The sequence below is a fragment of the Streptomyces sp. Y309 genome, from assembly GCF_056712025.1.
In genome coordinates, this window is record NZ_CM160048.1 from 8,663,467 (window position 1) to 8,680,931 (window position 17,465).

Genomic DNA, 17,465 nt, shown 5'->3' on the forward strand with positions numbered 1-17,465 from the left:
CAGGATCCGGGCCCCCGGGATCGCGGTACGCCCGCCGCGCGCTCGGACCAAGACGTATTTCTGCAGGAGGACTGTTTCATGACTGACCGGCCCTTGACGCTCATGGCAGTACACGCCCACCCCGACGACGAGGCCACCGGAACCGGAGGGGTCCTCGCGCAGTATGCGGCGGAGGGCATCCGCACGGTTCTCGTGACGTGTACCGACGGCGGTTGCGGTGACGGACCGGGGGGTGTCAAGCCGGGTGATCCCGGGCACGATCCGGCGGCCGTCGCCTTGATGCGCCGTCAAGAGCTTCAGGCGAGCTGTGACGTCCTGAAGGTCAGCGATCTGGAGATGCTGGACTATGCCGACTCCGGGATGATGGGCTGGCCGAGCAACGACGCCCCCGGATCCTTCTGGCAGACCCCCGTGCAGGAAGGCGCCGCCCGACTCGCGGAACTGATGCGGCACTACCGGCCCGATGTGGTCGTCACCTACGACGAGAACGGCTTCTACGGTCACCCCGACCACATTCAGGCCCACCGCATCACGATGGCGGCGCTGGAGATGACCGCGCTGACACCGAAGGTGTACTGGACGACGATGCCCCGCTCGGGGATGCAGCGGTTCGGCGAGATCATGCGCGAGTTTCATCCGGACATGCCGGAGCCGGATCCTGCCGAGGCCGCCGCGATGGCCGAGATCGGCCTCCCCGACGACGAGATCACCACGTGGGTGGACACCACCGCGTTCAGTGGTCAGAAGTTCGACGCGCTGGCCGCGCACGCCAGTCAGGGCGAGAACATCTTCTTCCTCAAGATGGGCAAGGAGAGGTTCGCCGAGTTGATGGGCATGGAGACCTTCGTACGTGTCAACGACGCCACGGGCGCCGCCGTACCCGAGAACGATCTCTTCGCCGGACTGCGCTGATCCGCCCGTCCGACCGGGGCCCGGGGAAGCTCATCGACCGCACGGCGCGATCGAGCGGGTCACACAGGTCCGGGTCGCGCGTGTCGATGGTCTGCTGTGATGCCTGGTGCAGACGGTGCCCTGGCTACCGCGTACCGATCTCTTCCAGCATGTGCTGTTGGTGGCGGTGGCCGATCGTCTCGTAGCCGAGCACGGTGACGAACGGCGCGAGCATGACCACGAGCAGACACACCGCGATGGCCACGCCGGCGGCGGCCAGCAGGATTGCGGCGAGCAGCACGGCAAGGGTGAGGGAGATCAGGAGCAGGTGGAAGGGGTCGGCGGCGGACAGCAGGAGGGTGTGCAGCAGATAGACCATGAGGAGGTACAGGCCGACCGGGAGGGCCAGGGCGAGGACGACGGCCGTGCCGGAGATCTTGGCGTGGTGCTCCATGTACAGACCCGCCACGTGCAGGCCCGCGCCGGCTCCGGCGATGCCGATGAACAGGGGGATGTGGCCGTAGCCGAAGAGGTATCCGCGGCTGCGGCGGTGCACCAGGATGTCGCCGAACGGCGTCATGAAGTACATCCACCACATGCCGAAGGTCAGGCCCACGCCGGCGATGACGACGGCGATCGCGTTCCAGGTCCAGTGCGTGCCGTCGCCGCCGCCGAGGAGGTCGCCGGAGGAGGCGACGGTGCCGACGACGCCCTCGCCGAGCGTGATGATCGCGAAGAGTCCGTAGCGTTCGGCGACGTGGTGCGGGTGCCAGGGTGTGCCGCCCGCGGAGCCCTGCGTGAGCAGCGGCAGGACGAGTTCGAGGGCGCCCAGGACGCCGAACGCAACGAAGACTGCGGCGATGGGCGGATGGACGAAGGCCACGACGATCCAGCCGGCCTGGGCGATCACCGTCCAGCGGATGTTGGCCATGCCGACGTCGTGGAACGGAGGGGACTGCCGGGCGGCGCGCCACCACTGGAGCACCATCGCGATCCGCATCACTACGTAGCCGATGACCATGGCGCGCAGTTCGAGGTGGCCGCCCTCCTCGACGGAGTGGAACAGCGCGGGCAGGCCGAGCGAGAACACGACGACGCCGATCATCTGCACCATCGTCAGGGCCCGGTAGAGCCAGTCGTCGGTGGCGAAGGCGGAGGCGAACCAGCTGAAGCTGATCCAGGCGACGCTGATCGCGAACATTGCCAGTACGAAAGCGATGACCGCTTGCCCGGCGTGCCCTTCGGCGACCATCTCGGCGAACTGGGACGCCGCCGTGCCGACCGCCACCACGAAGGTCAGGTCGAACAGCAGCTCCAGTGGTGAGGAGACCCGGCCGTGCTCTTCCGGGTCACGGCCGGTCATCGGAACCAGCCGTCGCGACAGGGAATGCGCGCCAGGCTCGCTGGTGTGCTGGGGATCGTTCATGCGCACCATCTTTTCCAACACCGCCGCTCGGTGTGCTCGCGCCGCACGGGGCGAGCTCCCCCGGCCGCCGCAAAGTAAGTCGGTGGCGGCGAGCCCGAGCCCGCGCCAAGGACTAAGTCCGGGAGTTCAACGCGGCCCTCGCCCCTTGGCGGCGCGATCCCGCGGTACGCGACTTCATCCACCGCACCCGCAAGGAACTCGGCGTCGCCGGAGCTCCTGCAGCTGCGCCGGCTGTGACATGCCAGTCCCTCAGCCCCTCCAAGTCGAGACCGACCGGCGGGATCGCCGCCGGTCGGCCCGAGGGAGGGGGACGGCTAGCGCTGGGTGAAGTCTGCCGCCACGGCGCGGAACCTTGCCGTGGCCGCGTCCGTGCTCGGGGCTGTGTCTGCGGTCCAGCGCCGTAGTCCGGCCTTCTCCAGGACGCGGACGGATGCCGGGTTGGACAGTTCCACGGTCGCGTGCACGGCGTTCACGCCGGGTGCGGTCAGGGCGAACTCGACCAGCGCACGGGTGGCTTCGGAGGCGTAGCCGCGGCTCTGGCGGGAGGCGACGATGCCGTAGCCGATCTCCAGGGCGCCGTCGGTGGGCGGCCAGAACAGTCCGATCGAGCCGATCGCCTGGCCCGTGGCGCACTCGATCACCAGGCGGTGGCCGTAGGCGGTGAGGCCCTCGGGGTGCTCGGTGAGGAAGCCCGCGATGACGCGGTCGCCCTCGGCGGGGAAGTCCTCGGCCCAGTCGGCGAGGCGGGGGCCGTCGACTACGGCGGCGAGTTCGGCCCGCGACCACGGGCGCAGCACGAGCCGCTCCGTGGTCAGTTCGGCGCCGGTCACCGAGAAGGTCGAGAAGGAAAAGGACGGAGAAGACATGCGGTACTCCAGGTCGTTTCAGACGACCGGGCCGCGGTTCACAGTCCGTGCGCGGCCCGGACAAGGGCATGCTGATGACGGGCCCGGCAGGCCATATTCATCAACCTCCCTCGTCGGAGCGGCAGTCGGTGGCGGGCGCGGGGTGTGCGCGCGCCGAGAGATCGTAACAAGGGAGCTCGGGCGCCGAGCGGGCGGCCGCCTCGCCAGGGGTGCGGGCGGCCACCTTGCCGCGAGTGGGCGGCTGGACAGGGCTCGCGGTGGGCGGCGGGTCGGGCGTCGCTTCCGGCATGGCCGGCTCGCGCAGCGGGCGCAGCAGGAGCCAGCCGACGGCGGGCAGGGCGATCAGCGGTGCGAGGGCGATCTGGAGGGAGGTCGCGTCGGCGAGGGCGCCGATGAGGGGGCTGGCGACGCCGCCGACGCTGACGGTCAGGCCGAGCGTGACGCCGCTGGCCGTGCCCACGCGTCGCGGCAGATAGTCCTGGCCGAGCGTGACGTGCAGGGAGAAGGGCACGTACAGACCCGCGGACGTGAGCGCGACGAATACGTAGAGCGCGGGACCCGGGACGAGGACGACCCCGGCGACCGCGAGCACGCTCAGCGCGTACGACCACCGGACCACCGTGACGCGGCTGTGCCGGGTGGCGAGCCGTCCCCCGGCCACCGTGCCCACCGCGCCGCCGAGGTAGAGCACGAACAGCGCCGCCGTACCGGAGAACTCGCTTCCGTGGGTGCGCTCGCGTACGTACAGCGCAATGAACGCGCTCAGGCCGACGAAGACGATCGAGCGGCACACCACGGCACCGGAGAGCCGGAGGAAGGACGGCCAGTCGTCACAGCCGGCGGCATCCCCGCCGCGCGTCGCCGCCGTCGCGGCCCCAGGTGCGCGCAGCGCCCGCAGCGCCGCCGCGCACAGCACCGCGCCCGCGAGGGCGGGCACGACGAGCAGCGGGGACGCGCCCAGGCCACCCGTGGCGACGACGGCGGCCACCAGCAACGGTGCCGTCGCGAAGCCGATGTTGCCGCCCAGCGAGAACCACCCCATCGCGGTGTGGCTGCCACGGCTGGCGACGCGCGCCACGCGGGCGGCCTCGGGGTGGTACGCGGCGACGCCGATCCCGGAGACGGCGACGACCGCCAGGGTCAGGGCGTAGGAGTCGCCGACGCCGCTGAGCGCGACACCGGCGCCGCCCACGAGTGCGCTCACCGGCAGCAGCCACGGCATCGCCCACTTGTCGGTGAGCGCCCCGAACAGTGGCTGCACCACGGACGAAAGGAGGGACGCGGCGAGGACGATGCCGGAGGCGGCCGCGTAGGAGTAGGCGCGCTCGGCCACGAAGAACGGTACGAGGGCGGCGACGGCTCCCTGGTAGACGTCCACGCAGGCGTGGCCGAAGGACATCAGGGCGAGGGGCTTGTTGCCGGTCTTGTCTTGGCTGTTGGTCCGGTCTCTGTTGTCTCTGTTGTCTCTGTTGTTGGTCTTGTCTCTGGGCACCCGTTGATCGTCGCGATGTCACCCGGTGTCGGGCTTCCGATAAAGTGCCAGCTTGTATCGATTACCCGCCAGGTGCCGAGGTGGTACGCCCCATGCCGGAAGCCGTCCGCCACACCCCCAAGGCCCCCACCCACGTCCGCACCCTCGCCGCCGGGGAGCGCATCGACGCCCACCGGCACGACGACCACCAGATCGTGCTGCCCGGGTCCGGGGTCGTCGCCGTCACCACCGAGGCCGGTACGTGGTTCGCACCCGGCACCCGCGCCATCTGGGTCCCCGCGGGCACCGTCCACGCCCATCGCGCCCACGGCCGTCTGAACGCGTACTTCGTCGGCCTGCCCCCGGACGAGAACCCGCTCGGCCTGGACGCCCCCACCGTCCTGTCGGTCAGCCCGCTGCTGCGCGAGCTGATCGTCGAGTACACCCGCGTCCCCGCCGACACCGGCCCCCGACGCCGCCGGCTGCGCGCGGTCCTGCTCGACCAGCTCCGCGCCTCGCCCCAACAGCCCATGCAACTGCCCACCCCGGCCGACCCCCGCCTCGCGGCCGTCTGTGCGCTCGTCCACGACCAGCCCGAAGACCCCCGCACGCTCGCCGCCCTGGGGGCCGCGACCGGGGTCGGCGAACGCACCCTCAGCCGCCTCTTCCGCTCCGAACTGGGCATGACCTTCCCGCAGTGGCGCACCCAGTCGCGCCTCTACCACGCCCTGCGGATGCTCGCGGACGGTACGCCCGTGACCACCGTCGCCCACCGCTGCGGCTGGTCGTCGACGAGCGCGTTCATCGACGTCTTCCGCCGCTCCTTCGGCTACACGCCCGGCACCCACAACCGCCGCCCCTGACCCGTGGGCCGGCGCCGCAGCTGCTTAGGATGCCGTCATGGCTGCTCCGGACCCCTCGACCCGTCCCTCCGCGCGGGATCCGGAGCTGGGCTTCCCACCGCCCGGCGAGGTGCTGCACCGGCTGCGTACGCAGCGGGGCATGTCGCTGCGTCAGGTCGCCGCGGAGTGCGGGCTCTCGGTGTCCTTCCTGGCCTCCCTGGAGCGCGGCGAGACCGACATCGCGCTGGAGCGGCTCGGCCGGCTCGCGAAGGTCTTCGACCACGACGTCGGCTCGTTCCTCGGCTTCTCCCGGGGCCGGGCCACCCCCTCGGTCTTCCCGAGGGAGGAACAGGAGACGCTGAACCGGGCCCCCGGCGTGGTCTACCGCGTGCTGCGCTCGCCGGAGCTCGGATACCAGGTCGTCACGGGCGACTTCCAGCCCGGCCACGGCCTCACCGAGGACCTCCAGCACGAGGGCACCGACCTCGTCATGGTCACCAGGGGCACCCTCGTCGCCCGCTACAACGGCGTGGACCACGAACTGCGCGCCGGGGACTGCATCCAGTGGTCGGCCGGACATCCGCACACCTTCCGCAACGACGGCGAGGAACCGGCCCAGATGGTGGTCGTGCTGTTCTCCAGCCTCTACTGAGGCCTCGCCTGCCTGCCGCGGGGCGGATCAGCGTGCGGCGGTGGTCAGCAACTGCCCCATCGCGGCCAGGACGGACGGCTCGACCCGGTAGTACACCCAGGTCCCGCGCCGCTCGGAGCTGAGCAGCCCGGCCTCCTTGAGCTTCTTCAGGTGGTGGGAGACCGTCGGCTGTGAGACGCCCACATCGGAGATGTCGCACACGCACGCCTCGCCGCCCTCGTGCGAGGCGATCAGCGAGAACAGCCGCAGCCTGACCGGGTCGCCGAGTGCCTTGAACATCTTCGCGGTCCGCTCGGCCTCCTCGGCCGTGAACGGCCGCTCGGTCAGCGGCGGGCAGCACGGCGCCACGGAGTCATTGTCATTGAGGACCGGTAGCTCTACCACGCTCGACTTCGGCATACGCCAATATTGACATCCATCGAAGCGGCAGGCAAGCTTCCCCTCTCGCCATGAACAATATTCTGGACTATCGTGCAATTTAACGCACGCGATTCTTGGGAGGGACTCATGGACGTCGCGGAACTGGTCAGGACCTGGGTGGCGGGCTGGGCCGTGTCACGGCGGACGCCCCGGCCGACGGAGCTGCCTTGGGGGCTGTACGTGGATGTGGAAGTGGACCACCCCAAGGAAGTGGGCCGCCATGTGCTGCCCGAGCCGAGCGCGGCCGCGGTGCGCGCGGCGGCCGCCTCGGTCGAGGCGCCGTACACCTGGCTCAAGTTCCCCGCGGAACCGCACGACGCGGAACCGTGGCTTCCCGAGGGCTGGGTGGTCGACAAGGAGGAGTCGGGCCACCTGATGGCCGTCGATCTCCGGCCCACGGAGCCGGTGGTGCCCGACGGCTACACGGCGTCCGTCGAGATGAACGACGGCGTCACCTTCGTGCGGGTGCACGACGGGGCGGGCGAGCTCGCGGCCCAGGGGCAGATGGCCGTCCTGGGGCACGCGACCGTCGTGGACCGGGTCGTGACGCAGGAGGCGTACCGCCGCCGCGGCCTCGGCGGCTTCGTCATGCGCACCCTCGCCGACGAGGCCCTGGCTCGCGGGGCGGGGCTGGGTGTCCTGGGTGCGACCGACGAGGGCCGTGCGCTGTACGAGACGCTGGGCTGGCACCTGAGCGCGCCGCTGGCGGAGTGCGTCTACCGGCCCTGAGCGAGGCCCTCAGCGTGGCCCGGCGGGCAGGCCTGAAGAGGCCGGGCCCTGAGCGTGGGCCTAAATGGGCCGGGCCCCGAGCGTGGGTGCGCCCGCACCGAGCGGACGGGTGCGCCCACGCCGCGCAGACGTCTTCAGGCGGGGAGGTTCGCCTCGATGGCGGCGACGACATCGGGGGAGTCGGGCTCGGTCCGCGGGGAGAAGCGGGCGACGACCTCGCCGTCGCCGGAAACCAAGAACTTCTCGAAGTTCCAGCGGATGTCGCCGCTGTGGCCCTCGGCGTCCGCCGTCGTGATGAGCCGCTCGTACAGGGCGTGCCGTCCGTCGCCGTTCACGTCGACCTTCTCCGTCATCGGGAAGGTCACGCCGTACGTCGCCGAGCAGAACTCGGCGATCTCGTCGGACGTGCCGGGCTCCTGGCCCATGAACTGGTTGCAGGGGACGCCGAGGACGGTGAAGCCGCGCGCGGCGTACGTCTCGTGGAGGCGCTCCAGGCCCGCGTACTGCGGGGTGAGCCCGCACTTGGAGGCGACGTTGACGATCAGGACGGCCTTGCCCCGGTACTGGGGGAGGTCGGCGGGGCCGCCCTGGAGGCTGTCGATTTCTACTGCGTCGTAAACAGACATGAGGCCGAGCGTACGCTCAGCCGGCGCGGCCGGACGCGGCGCCTCCCGGCCTCTGACCGGGGTCATGGGACCGGTCGCCGGAGGCCGCGGGCTCGTCGCGGTGGAGCCTTCCGTGCGCGATGAGCTCGACGGTCACGGCGACGGCCACCGCCTGTACGGCCATCAGGGCGATGAGGACGAAGAGCTGGACCGCGCCCGCCTGTACCGGCGTCGCGCCGCCGAGCAGCATGCCGACGAACGCGCCGGGCAGCGTGACCAGGCCGACCGTGCGGGTCTGGTCGAGGCCGGGCAGGAGCGCGTCGGAGGCGGCGGGGCGGATCACCTCCAGGCGGGCGTCGCGTGCCAGCAGGCCGAGGGCGAGGCCCGCCTCGAACTCGCCCGTGCGGGTGCGCAGTTCGTCCAGGGCGCGGCGGCCGCCGAGGACCGTCGCCGTGAGCGCGCCGCCGATGAGGATGCCGGTCACGGGGATCATCGCGATGCCGTGGACGGGGACGAGGCCCGCCAGGGTGAGGGCGGCGACGACCGGCACGACGGGCGCGGCGATGGGCACCGCCGCCCACCACCAGGTGCCGTTCGGGGTGATGCGGCGCCCCGCCGTACGGGTGGCCACGGCGAACATCAGCAGCAGGAAGGCGAACAGGGCCGCCGTGTGGTGGACCACCCAGCCGATCACCAGGGACACCGCGGCCAGTTGGGCCGTGGCCCGCACCCCGGCCACGAGGATCTCCCGCGCCCGGCCCCGCGAATCGTCGGGCGAGAGCCGGAACACGGCGGCCGTCGTCGCCGCGGCGAGCAGGAGCACCAGAAGGACGACGGCGAGCGTCGCGTTGACGGGCAGCAGGGTCTGAGCAGCGATTTCGCGCACGTTCTCACCCTAGGCGCGGGGGGCCGTAGGCTCCTCGTACCGGCGTGTTCGCGGCCCCTCGGGCCGGCGGTGCCGGACGGAACGTACGCAGGCGAGAGACGTACGCAGGCGAGAGAAGGGCGAGAGTCATGGCGCAGCAAGTGCGGGGCGTGATCGCACGCGCGAAGGGCGAACCGGTGCGGATCGAGACCATCACCGTGCCGGACCCGGGGCCGGGCGAAGCCGTGGTGAAAGTCCAGGCGTGCGGGGTCTGTCACACGGACCTGCACTACCGCGAAGGCGGCATCAACGACGACTTCCCGTTCCTGCTCGGCCACGAGGCGGCGGGCGTCGTGGAGTCGGTGGGCGAGGGTGTCACCGAGGTCGCGCCCGGCGACTTCGTGATCCTCAACTGGCGTGCCGTGTGCGGCCAGTGCCGCGCCTGCAAGCGCGGCCGCCCGCAGTACTGCTTCGCCACGCACAACGCGAAGCAGAAGATGACCCTTGCCGACGGCACCGAGCTCGCGCCCGCCCTTGGCATCGGCGCGTTCGCGGAGAAGACGCTGGTGGCGGCCGGGCAGTGCACCAAGGTCGACCCGGCGGCGTCCCCGGCAGCGGCTGGTCTGCTCGGCTGCGGGGTGATGGCCGGACTCGGCGCCGCGATCAACACCGGTGGCGTGGGGCGCGGCGATTCGGTGGCCGTCATCGGCTGCGGCGGCGTCGGCAACGCCGCCGTCGTGGGGGCCCGCCTGGCCGGAGCGGCGAAGATCATCGCGGTGGACATCGACGACAGGAAGCTGGAGACCGCGCGCGGGCTCGGCGCGACGGACACCGTCAACTCGCGTTCCGGGGACCCGGTGGAGGCGATCCGGGAGCTGACGGGGGGCTTCGGCGCCGACGTCGTCATCGAGGCGGTCGGCCGCCCGGAGACGTACGAACAGGCCTTCTACGCCCGGGACCTGGCGGGCACCGTCGTCCTGGTCGGCGTGCCCACGCCGGAGATGCGGATCGACCTGCCGCTGCTCGACGTCTTCGGGCGCGGCGGCGCGCTCAAGTCCAGTTGGTACGGCGACTGTCTGCCCTCGCGGGACTTCCCGATGCTCATCGACCTCTACCGGCAGGGGCGGCTCGATCTCGACGCGTTCGTGACCGAGACGATCGCGCTCGACGAGGTCGAGAAGGCCTTCGAGCGGATGCACCACGGCGACGTGCTGCGCTCGGTGGTGGTCTTCTGATGGCCACCGAATCCACCGGACCCACCGGTACGTCCGCGTCGGCGGGTGGCGCGCGCGTCGACCACCTCGTCACCTCCGGCACGTTCTCGCTCGACGGCGGCACCTGGGACGTCGACAACAACGTCTGGATCGTCGGCGACGACCAGGAGGCCGTCGTCATCGACGCCGCCCACGACGCCGAGGCCATCGCCGCCGCCCTGGGCGGGCGCCGCCTGGTCGCGATCGTGTGCACGCACGCCCACGACGACCACGTCGACGCCGCGCCCGCGCTCGCCGACCGCACCGGCGCGCCCGTCCTGCTGCACCCCGCCGACCTGGAGCTGTGGAAGCTCACCCACCCGGACCGGACGCCGGACGGCGAGCTGGCCGACGGCCAGGAACTGACCGTCGCCGGAACGGTGTTGCGGGTCCTGCACACCCCCGGGCACTGCCACGGCGCGGTCAGTCTCTACGCGCCCGCGCTCGGCACCGTCTTCACCGGGGACACCCTCTTCGCGGGCGGACCCGGCGCGACGGGCCGCTCCTTCAGCGACTTCCCGACGATCGTGGACTCCATCCGCGACCGGCTCCTGACGCTGCCGCCCGAGACGGTGGTTCGCACCGGGCACGGCGACAGCACGACGATCGGCGCGGAGGCGCCGCACCTGGAGGAGTGGATCGCGCGCGGTCACTGACGCAACGCGTGACACATCCCTGAGGAACGCGTGACACACCCCGAAGGCCACCTGGGTGCACCCCGGGTGGCCTTTTCCGCACTGCTAGCCTGTAGCAGGTGAACAGCATTAGTGACCATTACATGATGCGGGTGGAAATCCCCTCCGTGGAGACCTATCTCCGGCTGCGGGTCGAGTCCGGGCTGAGCGCCAGGACGGTGGAGGCGGCCCGTGCCGGACTGCCGAACACCTGGCACGCGGTGACCGTCCACTGCGCGGGCGAGGCCGTCGGAATGGGGCGCGTCGTGGGCGACGGCGGCTGCGTCTTCCAGATCGTCGACATGTGCGTCCTGCCCGCCCATCAGGGCCGCGGCCTGGGCAAGCGGATCATGGCGGCGCTGGTCGACGAACTCGAACGGCGCGCGCCGCAGGGGGCGTACGTCTCACTCATCGCGGACGGCGACGCCAGCTTCCTGTACGAGAAGTTCGGCTTCCGGGCGACGGCGCCCGAGTCGATCGGGATGCATCGCTGGACCTGACGGCGAGGGGTGCGGATCGGAGGGCGTCGCGTCGCGGCGCCCTCCTCGGCGTCCGCGGCTTTCTCCGTGGTGTACGCCGCGCCGTCACGGCGTACGCCGCGTCCTCACGCAACTCGCAGGTCACGCGTGCTGGCAGCACTTCGCGATCTCCGATAAGTTAGGCAAGGCTTACCTAATGGAGGTTGAGGATGGGTGTCCGACACGTCAGCACGACCATGCCCACCGCGGCGGCGCGCGCCCGCTCCGTGCTCGCCACCGCCTGGTCCTGCGCGGTGACCACGGAGATCGGCAGAGACGACCTCGTCGGTGCCCACACCGTCAGCGAGCGGGGCACGGTGCTGCTGCACCCGCCCGAGGACAGCGCGCTCGCCGCCGCCCTGATCTGCGCGCCGCGCGGCGAACCGTCGACGCTCGTCGAGTTCGCGGACGTCGCGCCGGTGCCCGTCAGGGACCGGGTGCGCTCCCGGCTCTGGCTCTCCGGAACCCTCACGGCCACCCGCGACCACCTCGTGTTCGAGCCGGCCTGCGCCGTACTGCACGACGGACAGGGCCGCACCGGAATCGACCTCGAGGAGTTCGCGCTCGCCGACCCGGACCCGCTCGCCCTCGCCGAGGGCCGGCTGCTCACCCACCTCGCCGACGCCCACCCCGAGGCGGTCGAGCAGCTCACCCGGCTCGTCGCCGCGGACAGCCTGTCCGGCGTCGTCGCCGTCAAACCGCTCGCCATCGACCGGCACGGCCTGACGCTGCGCCTGGAACGGGTCAGCAGCCAGGCCGACGTGCGCCTGCCGTTCTACGAACCCGTCGACGACCTGGGCCAGGTCACCGAGCGCATGCACGCGCTGCTCACCAAGGCCCGCCTGCTGCGGCGGCCCGTGCTGCGGCCGGCTCCACCGGAGTCCTGAAGGAGTCTTGAAGGGGCATGGCCCGCCTGGGCCCTGTAGAGACACGGGGGCCGGTGCGGGACGCCGGTAACCCGCAGGGATGATGGGGCACATGAGTTCTGCCACCGCATCCTCGAGCCAGTCGACGCCCGCCGGATCCGTCCCTGCCCGGCCCGTCGAACCCGTCGAGGCCCTGATCATCGTCGACACCCAGTCCGGCTTCGTCGTCGGCGACGAAGCCGTGCCCGACGCGGAGCGTCTGCTGCCGCGCATGGAACAGCTCCTCGCCAAGGCGCGGGCGGCGGGCGCGCTCGTCGTCCAATTGCAGAACGACGGCCCGGACGGCGCCCTCGACGAACGCGGCACGCCCACTTGGGAGACGCACTTCCCGGTCGACGCCGAGCGCGGCGAGCTGGTGTTCCACAAGACCGTCGACGACGGCTTCGAGGAGACCGAACTGGAGGACGTGCTGCGGGCGGAGGGCGTCGGCGCGCTCGCCGTCTGCGGTGTCATGTCGGAGATGTGCGTCAGCGCGACGTCGCGCACCGCCCTGGACCTCGGCTTCCGGGTGGTCATCGCGCACGACGCGCACGCGACGTACGACATTCCGGCGGCGGCGGGCATCAGCGACGTCGTTCCGGCGGCGACCGTGTCGCGCGTCGCGGAGTGGGCGCTCGGCGACGAGGTCGAGATCGTGCCGAGCGTGGACGACGTCAGCTTCGTCGCGCTGTAGGCGCGGCGGCCCGACGCTCGGGTGAAGCCCTGTCGTTCCGGCACCGGAACGACAGGGCGCGACAGGGGCGTACGGCGACGGCCTCAGCCCTTGCCGCCGCCACCCGTCTCCCCGGACCGCGCGGCCAACACGCTCGCCACCTCGTACAAGTACCGGTGGACGGGTGTCGGCGTCCCGTGCGCTCGCCCAGGCGCACCACCGAACCGTTCCACGCGTCGAGTTCGGAGGGGCGGCCGGCGCGGATGTCGCGCTGGAGGGACGACGTGCCCGCTGCGGGCTGCTGGTCGATGAAGTCGAGCGTCCGGGCCACGATGTCGTCCGGCAGCCGGACGTCCATGGCCCGCGCCACCCGCTCGATCTCCGTCATCCCTTCGACCAGCAACTGCCGCGTCCCCGGCCGCGAGCGCAGCACCCCGAACGGGGCGTCCGCCACCGTGCCGAGCCCGCCGAAGGGCACCACGAACAGGAACTTGGCCCACAGCTCGGCCCAGATGTCGTCGGGCACCGAGGCGTTCACACCCGCATCGGTGAGCGCGGCGCGGAGCCGCTCCACGCGGGGCGTGGCGCGGTTGTCCCACTCGGTGAAGGCCAGGGCACCCGGACCACCCACGTGCCGCACCCGGCCCGGGCCGTCCAGCTGCGCCAGGATCTTCGCGGTGCCGGGCAGCACCGCGTCGCGCCCGACCTCACGAGCCACCTGCTCCGGCGCCTCGACGCCGTTCTGCAGCGTCACGACCGCTGTCCCGGGGCCGATCAGCGGTTTCAACGCGGCGATGGCGGGCGGCAGTTGCCAGGTCTTGACGCACAGCAGGACGACGTCGACCTCTCCGATGTCACGCGTGTCGTCGCTCGCGCGCACGGGCGTGACGGTGAAGTCGCCCGCCGGGCTGTCCACCGTCAGGCCGTCGCGCCGCAGCGCCTCCAGGTGGGCGCCCCGCGCGACGAACCCGACGTCGTGCCCGGCCTCCGCGAGGCGTCCCCCGAAGTACCCGCCGACGCCACCGGTGCCGACCACCGCGACCTTCAGCGCCCCACCCTGCGGTGCTTCGCCCTTCAACGCCCCGCCCTTGTCCCGCACGGTATCCGTCACGAAGAACCTCCCCTGGCTCCCGCTCGCCGCAGACGAGCCCGGCCGTGCGTCCGCAGGCCGGTCGCCCCACCTTAATCCAGTTACTGGTTAAAGCAGTAACACTGCTAGCGTACGTCCATGGCGCAGGCGCACACCGGCCGTGAGGCACGCCTCGGCGGCCCGCACACCGACGACACGGCGAGCCCGGCCGACCGGCGGTTCCGCCTGCACGGCGGCCGGCCGTCGCTGAACTTCACCGCGACCCTCGGCAAGCGCGCCCACGCACCCGTGGAACGACTGCGGGAGCCGTCCGACCTCACGCGCTGGTTCCACGCGGCCGAGCTGACCACGGATCACATCCCTGTGTCCCGCGCCGAATTGACGAAAGCTCGGGCGCTCCGCGAGGCGTTGTACCGGCTGTTCACGGCGGTACGCACCCCTGCCGCACCGCCGCCCGCGGACGTGGACGCGGTCAACGGCTGGGCGGCACGCCCGCTCCCGGGCACCGGCCTCACCCTCGGCGCGGGCGGCGTGCTCCGTCCGGCGCCACCGGCACTCGACACCCTCGGCCTGCTCGGCCTGCTGGCCCGCGACGCCGCGGACCTCCTCGGCGGCCCTCTCGCCGACCGCATCCGCGAATGCGCAGCCGCCGACTGCTCCCTGCTGTTCGTCGACGAGAGCCGGGCCGGTGCGCGGCGCTGGTGCTCGATGGACGCGTGCGGGGCGCGCGCGAAGATGGCGGAGTACCGGGCCCGCCGGAGGACCGGGTCGGCCCCCTGAGGCTCAGAACCTGTATTTGAACCCTGCTCACGGGGCTGCTGAGGCTGGTTACGTGAGGCCCCGCCGTCCGCAGGGCTGCGGCGTGTCACGTTTTGCCGACCTGTTTCGTCAGTACTGGAAGGGCGAGGGCGGATGCGATCCATGGACTACGTGGCCCCGCCAACGCTGAGTCATCGACAGCAAGGGCAGGAGATTCATGCGTATCAAGGGGATGCTCAAGGCCAGTGGCGTCATGGCGGCGGCAGTCGTCGTCTCCTTAGCCACGGCCACGGGGGCACATGCCGACGGCGGCGACCTGTGGACCGACGACGACAACCCAGGCGGCAAGCTCTCCTTCAACAGCGAAGGCGACAAGACAAAGGTCTGTGACACTGATGCGGACGGCTGGAGCGCGATCGGCTACGTCATCAACCCGAACGGAAGCACCCGCTACTCGATCAGAGCCCGCGGGGACGGCAACTGCAACGGTCGAAGCGCCGACGACGGCGGCCGGTACAACCTCGCCGACGGCACCAAGTACACCTTCCGCATCTGTCTCGATCACGACGGTTCAGGCACCGGTGACGACCGCTTCTGCGACAACCACAAGTGGCGCGCGTGAGAGCCTGAACTGGAAGGCTCCACGCTGAGCTGGGCGCCGCGGCCGCGCCCAGGGGAGAACGGCGGCCTGCTGGGCGGCCACCAGCGCAAGCTCCAGCAGGCCACTACCTCAGAGCCCAATCCTCAGGTGATCTTGCGCCAGCGTCGCGTTGGGCGTCTGTGCGCACGGCTGGCTCGGTACGTTCAGAAGTCACGATGGTGTGGCAGGCGCCTTGCGGAGAGCTCTCGGATGCTCCACGCGCCCAGGTGGTGCGCCTTCCCGCCGACGCCTCACCCCCCAGCCCGCCCACCCCACGGCCGCCCTTCCACGGCCAGGCGAAGCCCTGAAAGCAGCATGATGCGCCGAGGCCTCACGGCAGCCAGTGGTCCGGCACCGAGCTCGATGCCACGACATCGTCCAGCACCCGGTCCCTCAACTCCTCAGCGATCCGGTTCGACTCGTTGATCAAAGCCAGCACCAGGCTGCCCGACTCATCGGACACGACTGCGGTCTCAACGTCTTCCAGGAGCTTCGCAACATCACGGGCAAGCTCCTCACGGACGACTGCCTCGCCGTCATCACGGCCGTGCAGTTCCTCGGGGGCGAGCGCCAAGGCGATGCCCAGCAACTCGCGGTTACGAGAGGCCATATCCCGAATCGCGCGGTCCAGCGATTCGTTCAGCACACCTCCGCAACGACGTGCCACGCGCGGAGTCACCCTGCAAGACAGCATGATCAATGGATCGAAGACGGGTTCTCAGCCAACGGCCTGCCTCTCCCATCCCCCCGCGCCGCTAGAGCGGCAGCGCGCACACCGCGACCGGCGCCGCGAACGGCCTGCCCGCGAGGGCGAGTTCGCCTGTGGCCGCGGCCACGCGGAAGACGCTCACCGAACCCGATCGCTGGTTCGCGGTGAACAGCAGACGTCCCGACGGGGAGAGCGCGAGGTGGCGGGGGAAGTCGCCGCCCACCGGCACCGTGCCGAGCAGCCGCAGCCGCGCGCCGTCCCGCTCGACGGCGTACTGGGTGAGGGAGTTGTCGCCGCGGTTGGCCAGGAAGGCGAAGCGTCCGTCGACGGTGACCGCGAGCTGGGCCGGGTGGCTCGTGACGCCGGGCTTCGTTCCTGTGGGCTGCGGTTCGCCGGGCGTGAGGCGGCCGGTCGCGGGATCGTAGCCGCAGACCACCACCGTGTTGTCGAGTTCGTCGGCGAGATACGCGAACTTCCCGGAGGGGTGGAAGGTGAGGTGGCGTGGCCCGGCGCCCGGCCGCACCGTCGCGTACGAGACGCGGCTGAGCTTCCCGGCCGCCGTGTCGAGCCGGTAGGTGTAGACGGTGTCGGTGCCCAGGTCGACGGCGATGACGTGTCGGCCGTCCGGGGCGGTGAGGAACTGGTGGGCGTGCGGGCCCTGTTGGCCGGGTCCGGGCGGCGGGGTGGAGTGCGTGACGAGGTCGGTCCGCTCGCCGAGCGCGCCGGACGCCTCGATGGGGTGCACGGCCACGCTGCCGGACGTGTAGTTGGCGCTGAGCAGCCAGTCGCCGCCGGGGTGCACGGACAGATGGCAGGGGCCCGCGCCGCCCGTGGAGCGCGTGCCGAGCACCCGGTGGGCGCCGTCGGGGGAGAGCGCGATCGCGGTCACCCCGCCCTGTTCCCGCTCGTTGACGGCGTACAGCGTCCGCCCGGACGGATGCGCCGCCAGATACGAGGGGTCCGGCACGCCGCCGAGCGTGCCGCTGCCGGTGACCTCGCCGGTCTCGTCGTCGTACGTGGCAAGCCCGATGCCCGTGCCGCCGCCCGGCTGGGACGTGTACGTGCCCAGGAACAAGGGCCGTTGCGCACGCGCCGCCGAACCGGAACCGGCCGCGGCGCCATGAGGTGCTTTGCCACGTGACCCGGCGGGCGGCGGTGCGGCGGCCGCGCCGGAAGTGACCGCGCCGGAGGCGACCGTCGTCGCCGCGGCGAGGGTCGAACCGATGAACCGCCTTCTGTCCATGACTGCACCTCGGGGTGGGGGCCGGTGGCGTCGGATCTGGCAGACACAGTGGCCCTCGAACACCTCAACAGGCAATAACCGCAACATGAGTTACACGGTGTGCAACGAGCCCCATCAGTCGTGTGGACCAGTTCCTTCCGCCATGCGGGGGAGGCGGTTGGCCCGCGGGAGCGATGTGCGGGGCCGGGGCTGCAGGGAGGGTCGGATCCAACTGCACCTCGAACACCGAACCGC

At 71.4% G+C, this 17,465-nt stretch carries 20 protein-coding genes; 11 read left to right on the forward strand and 9 right to left on the reverse strand.

What is annotated here, in order from left to right; all coding sequences use genetic code 11:
* Window positions 1-78 precede the first annotated feature (78 nt).
* Window positions 79-912, forward strand: coding sequence for a PIG-L family deacetylase (locus AC0KTA_RS36515; protein ID WP_481052473.1), 834 nt, complete (start codon window positions 79-81; stop codon window positions 910-912).
* Between the two features lie 124 nt (window positions 913-1,036).
* Here AC0KTA_RS36515 and AC0KTA_RS36520 read toward each other — a convergent pair whose 3' ends face one another.
* From AC0KTA_RS36520 to AC0KTA_RS36530, 3 genes are all read right to left on the reverse strand, one after another.
* Complete coding sequence (locus AC0KTA_RS36520) at window positions 1,037-2,317, reverse strand: low temperature requirement protein A (protein ID WP_481052474.1); 1,281 nt, start codon at window positions 2,315-2,317, stop codon at window positions 1,037-1,039.
* Window positions 2,318-2,631: 314 nt separating this feature from the next.
* Window positions 2,632-3,183, reverse strand: coding sequence for a GNAT family N-acetyltransferase (locus AC0KTA_RS36525; protein WP_481052475.1), 552 nt, complete (start codon window positions 3,181-3,183; stop codon window positions 2,632-2,634).
* A gap of 100 nt (window positions 3,184-3,283) precedes the next feature.
* On the reverse strand, window positions 3,284-4,582 hold the full coding sequence (locus tag AC0KTA_RS36530; RefSeq protein WP_481056689.1) for an MFS transporter: 1,299 nt from the start codon (window positions 4,580-4,582) through the stop codon (window positions 3,284-3,286).
* Between the two features lie 185 nt (window positions 4,583-4,767).
* Between AC0KTA_RS36530 and AC0KTA_RS36535 the strand changes: the two genes are divergently transcribed.
* Both AC0KTA_RS36535 and AC0KTA_RS36540 read left to right on the forward strand, forming a co-directional pair.
* Window positions 4,768-5,517 (forward strand): AraC family transcriptional regulator, encoded by a 750-nt coding sequence (locus AC0KTA_RS36535; RefSeq protein ID WP_481052476.1) that lies wholly within the window; start codon window positions 4,768-4,770, stop codon window positions 5,515-5,517.
* A 37-nt stretch (window positions 5,518-5,554) separates the two neighbouring features.
* Window positions 5,555-6,148 carry a helix-turn-helix domain-containing protein gene (locus AC0KTA_RS36540; protein WP_481052477.1) on the forward strand — a complete coding sequence of 198 codons (594 nt, stop codon included), beginning with the start codon at window positions 5,555-5,557 and terminating at the stop codon, window positions 6,146-6,148.
* A 27-nt stretch (window positions 6,149-6,175) separates the two neighbouring features.
* On the opposite strand, the gene AC0KTA_RS36545 is transcribed toward AC0KTA_RS36540, so the two are convergent.
* Window positions 6,176-6,547 carry an ArsR/SmtB family transcription factor gene (locus AC0KTA_RS36545; protein WP_481052478.1) on the reverse strand — a complete coding sequence of 124 codons (372 nt, stop codon included), beginning with the start codon at window positions 6,545-6,547 and terminating at the stop codon, window positions 6,176-6,178.
* A gap of 108 nt (window positions 6,548-6,655) precedes the next feature.
* On the opposite strand from AC0KTA_RS36545, the gene AC0KTA_RS36550 reads away from it, so the two are divergent.
* Complete coding sequence (locus AC0KTA_RS36550; protein WP_481052479.1) at window positions 6,656-7,297, forward strand: GNAT family N-acetyltransferase; 642 nt, start codon at window positions 6,656-6,658, stop codon at window positions 7,295-7,297.
* Window positions 7,298-7,431: 134 nt separating this feature from the next.
* Here AC0KTA_RS36550 and AC0KTA_RS36555 read toward each other — a convergent pair whose 3' ends face one another.
* Both AC0KTA_RS36555 and AC0KTA_RS36560 read right to left on the reverse strand, forming a co-directional pair.
* The gene (locus tag AC0KTA_RS36555; protein WP_481052480.1) at window positions 7,432-7,923 is read right to left on the reverse strand and encodes a glutathione peroxidase; all 492 of its coding nucleotides are present in this window, start codon (window positions 7,921-7,923) and stop codon (window positions 7,432-7,434) included.
* A 16-nt stretch (window positions 7,924-7,939) separates the two neighbouring features.
* Complete coding sequence (locus AC0KTA_RS36560; RefSeq protein ID WP_481052481.1) at window positions 7,940-8,788, reverse strand: ABC transporter permease; 849 nt, start codon at window positions 8,786-8,788, stop codon at window positions 7,940-7,942.
* 128 nt (window positions 8,789-8,916) lie between these two features.
* On the opposite strand from AC0KTA_RS36560, the gene AC0KTA_RS36565 reads away from it, so the two are divergent.
* From AC0KTA_RS36565 to AC0KTA_RS36585, 5 genes are all read left to right on the forward strand, one after another.
* Window positions 8,917-10,002: an S-(hydroxymethyl)mycothiol dehydrogenase gene (locus AC0KTA_RS36565; RefSeq protein ID WP_164327118.1), complete on the forward strand. Its 1,086-nt coding sequence runs from the start codon at window positions 8,917-8,919 to the stop codon at window positions 10,000-10,002.
* Window positions 10,002-10,676 (forward strand): MBL fold metallo-hydrolase, encoded by a 675-nt coding sequence (locus AC0KTA_RS36570; RefSeq protein WP_481052482.1) that lies wholly within the window; start codon window positions 10,002-10,004, stop codon window positions 10,674-10,676. Before AC0KTA_RS36565 ends, AC0KTA_RS36570 begins: the two co-directional genes overlap by 1 nt.
* A 122-nt stretch (window positions 10,677-10,798) precedes the next feature.
* Complete coding sequence (locus AC0KTA_RS36575) at window positions 10,799-11,194, forward strand: GNAT family N-acetyltransferase (protein ID WP_481056690.1); 396 nt, start codon at window positions 10,799-10,801, stop codon at window positions 11,192-11,194.
* 188 nt (window positions 11,195-11,382) lie between these two features.
* Complete coding sequence (locus AC0KTA_RS36580; RefSeq protein ID WP_481052483.1) at window positions 11,383-12,099, forward strand: DUF2470 domain-containing protein; 717 nt, start codon at window positions 11,383-11,385, stop codon at window positions 12,097-12,099.
* Between the two features lie 91 nt (window positions 12,100-12,190).
* Window positions 12,191-12,811 (forward strand): isochorismatase family protein, encoded by a 621-nt coding sequence (locus AC0KTA_RS36585; RefSeq protein WP_481052484.1) that lies wholly within the window; start codon window positions 12,191-12,193, stop codon window positions 12,809-12,811.
* Here AC0KTA_RS36585 and AC0KTA_RS36590 read toward each other — a convergent pair.
* Entirely contained in the window at window positions 12,792-13,901 is a 1,110-nt protein-coding gene (locus AC0KTA_RS36590; RefSeq protein ID WP_481052485.1) for a 2-dehydropantoate 2-reductase, read from the reverse strand. The two genes, AC0KTA_RS36585 and AC0KTA_RS36590, sit on opposite strands and share 20 nt — an antisense overlap.
* Window positions 13,902-14,018: 117 nt before the next feature.
* On the opposite strand from AC0KTA_RS36590, the gene AC0KTA_RS36595 reads away from it, so the two are divergent.
* Together AC0KTA_RS36595 and AC0KTA_RS36600 are read left to right on the forward strand one after the other, a co-directional pair.
* Entirely contained in the window at window positions 14,019-14,660 is a 642-nt protein-coding gene (locus tag AC0KTA_RS36595; RefSeq protein WP_481052486.1) for a CGNR zinc finger domain-containing protein, read from the forward strand.
* Between the two features lie 196 nt (window positions 14,661-14,856).
* Complete coding sequence (locus AC0KTA_RS36600; protein WP_481052487.1) at window positions 14,857-15,261, forward strand: hypothetical protein; 405 nt, start codon at window positions 14,857-14,859, stop codon at window positions 15,259-15,261.
* Window positions 15,262-15,610: 349 nt separating this feature from the next.
* On the opposite strand, the gene AC0KTA_RS36605 is transcribed toward AC0KTA_RS36600, so the two are convergent.
* Window positions 15,611-15,925 carry a hypothetical protein gene (locus AC0KTA_RS36605; RefSeq protein ID WP_481052488.1) on the reverse strand — a complete coding sequence of 105 codons (315 nt, stop codon included), beginning with the start codon at window positions 15,923-15,925 and terminating at the stop codon, window positions 15,611-15,613.
* A gap of 109 nt (window positions 15,926-16,034) precedes the next feature.
* Complete coding sequence (locus AC0KTA_RS36610) at window positions 16,035-17,231, reverse strand: lactonase family protein (RefSeq protein ID WP_481052489.1); 1,197 nt, start codon at window positions 17,229-17,231, stop codon at window positions 16,035-16,037.
* Window positions 17,232-17,465 lie beyond the last annotated feature (234 nt).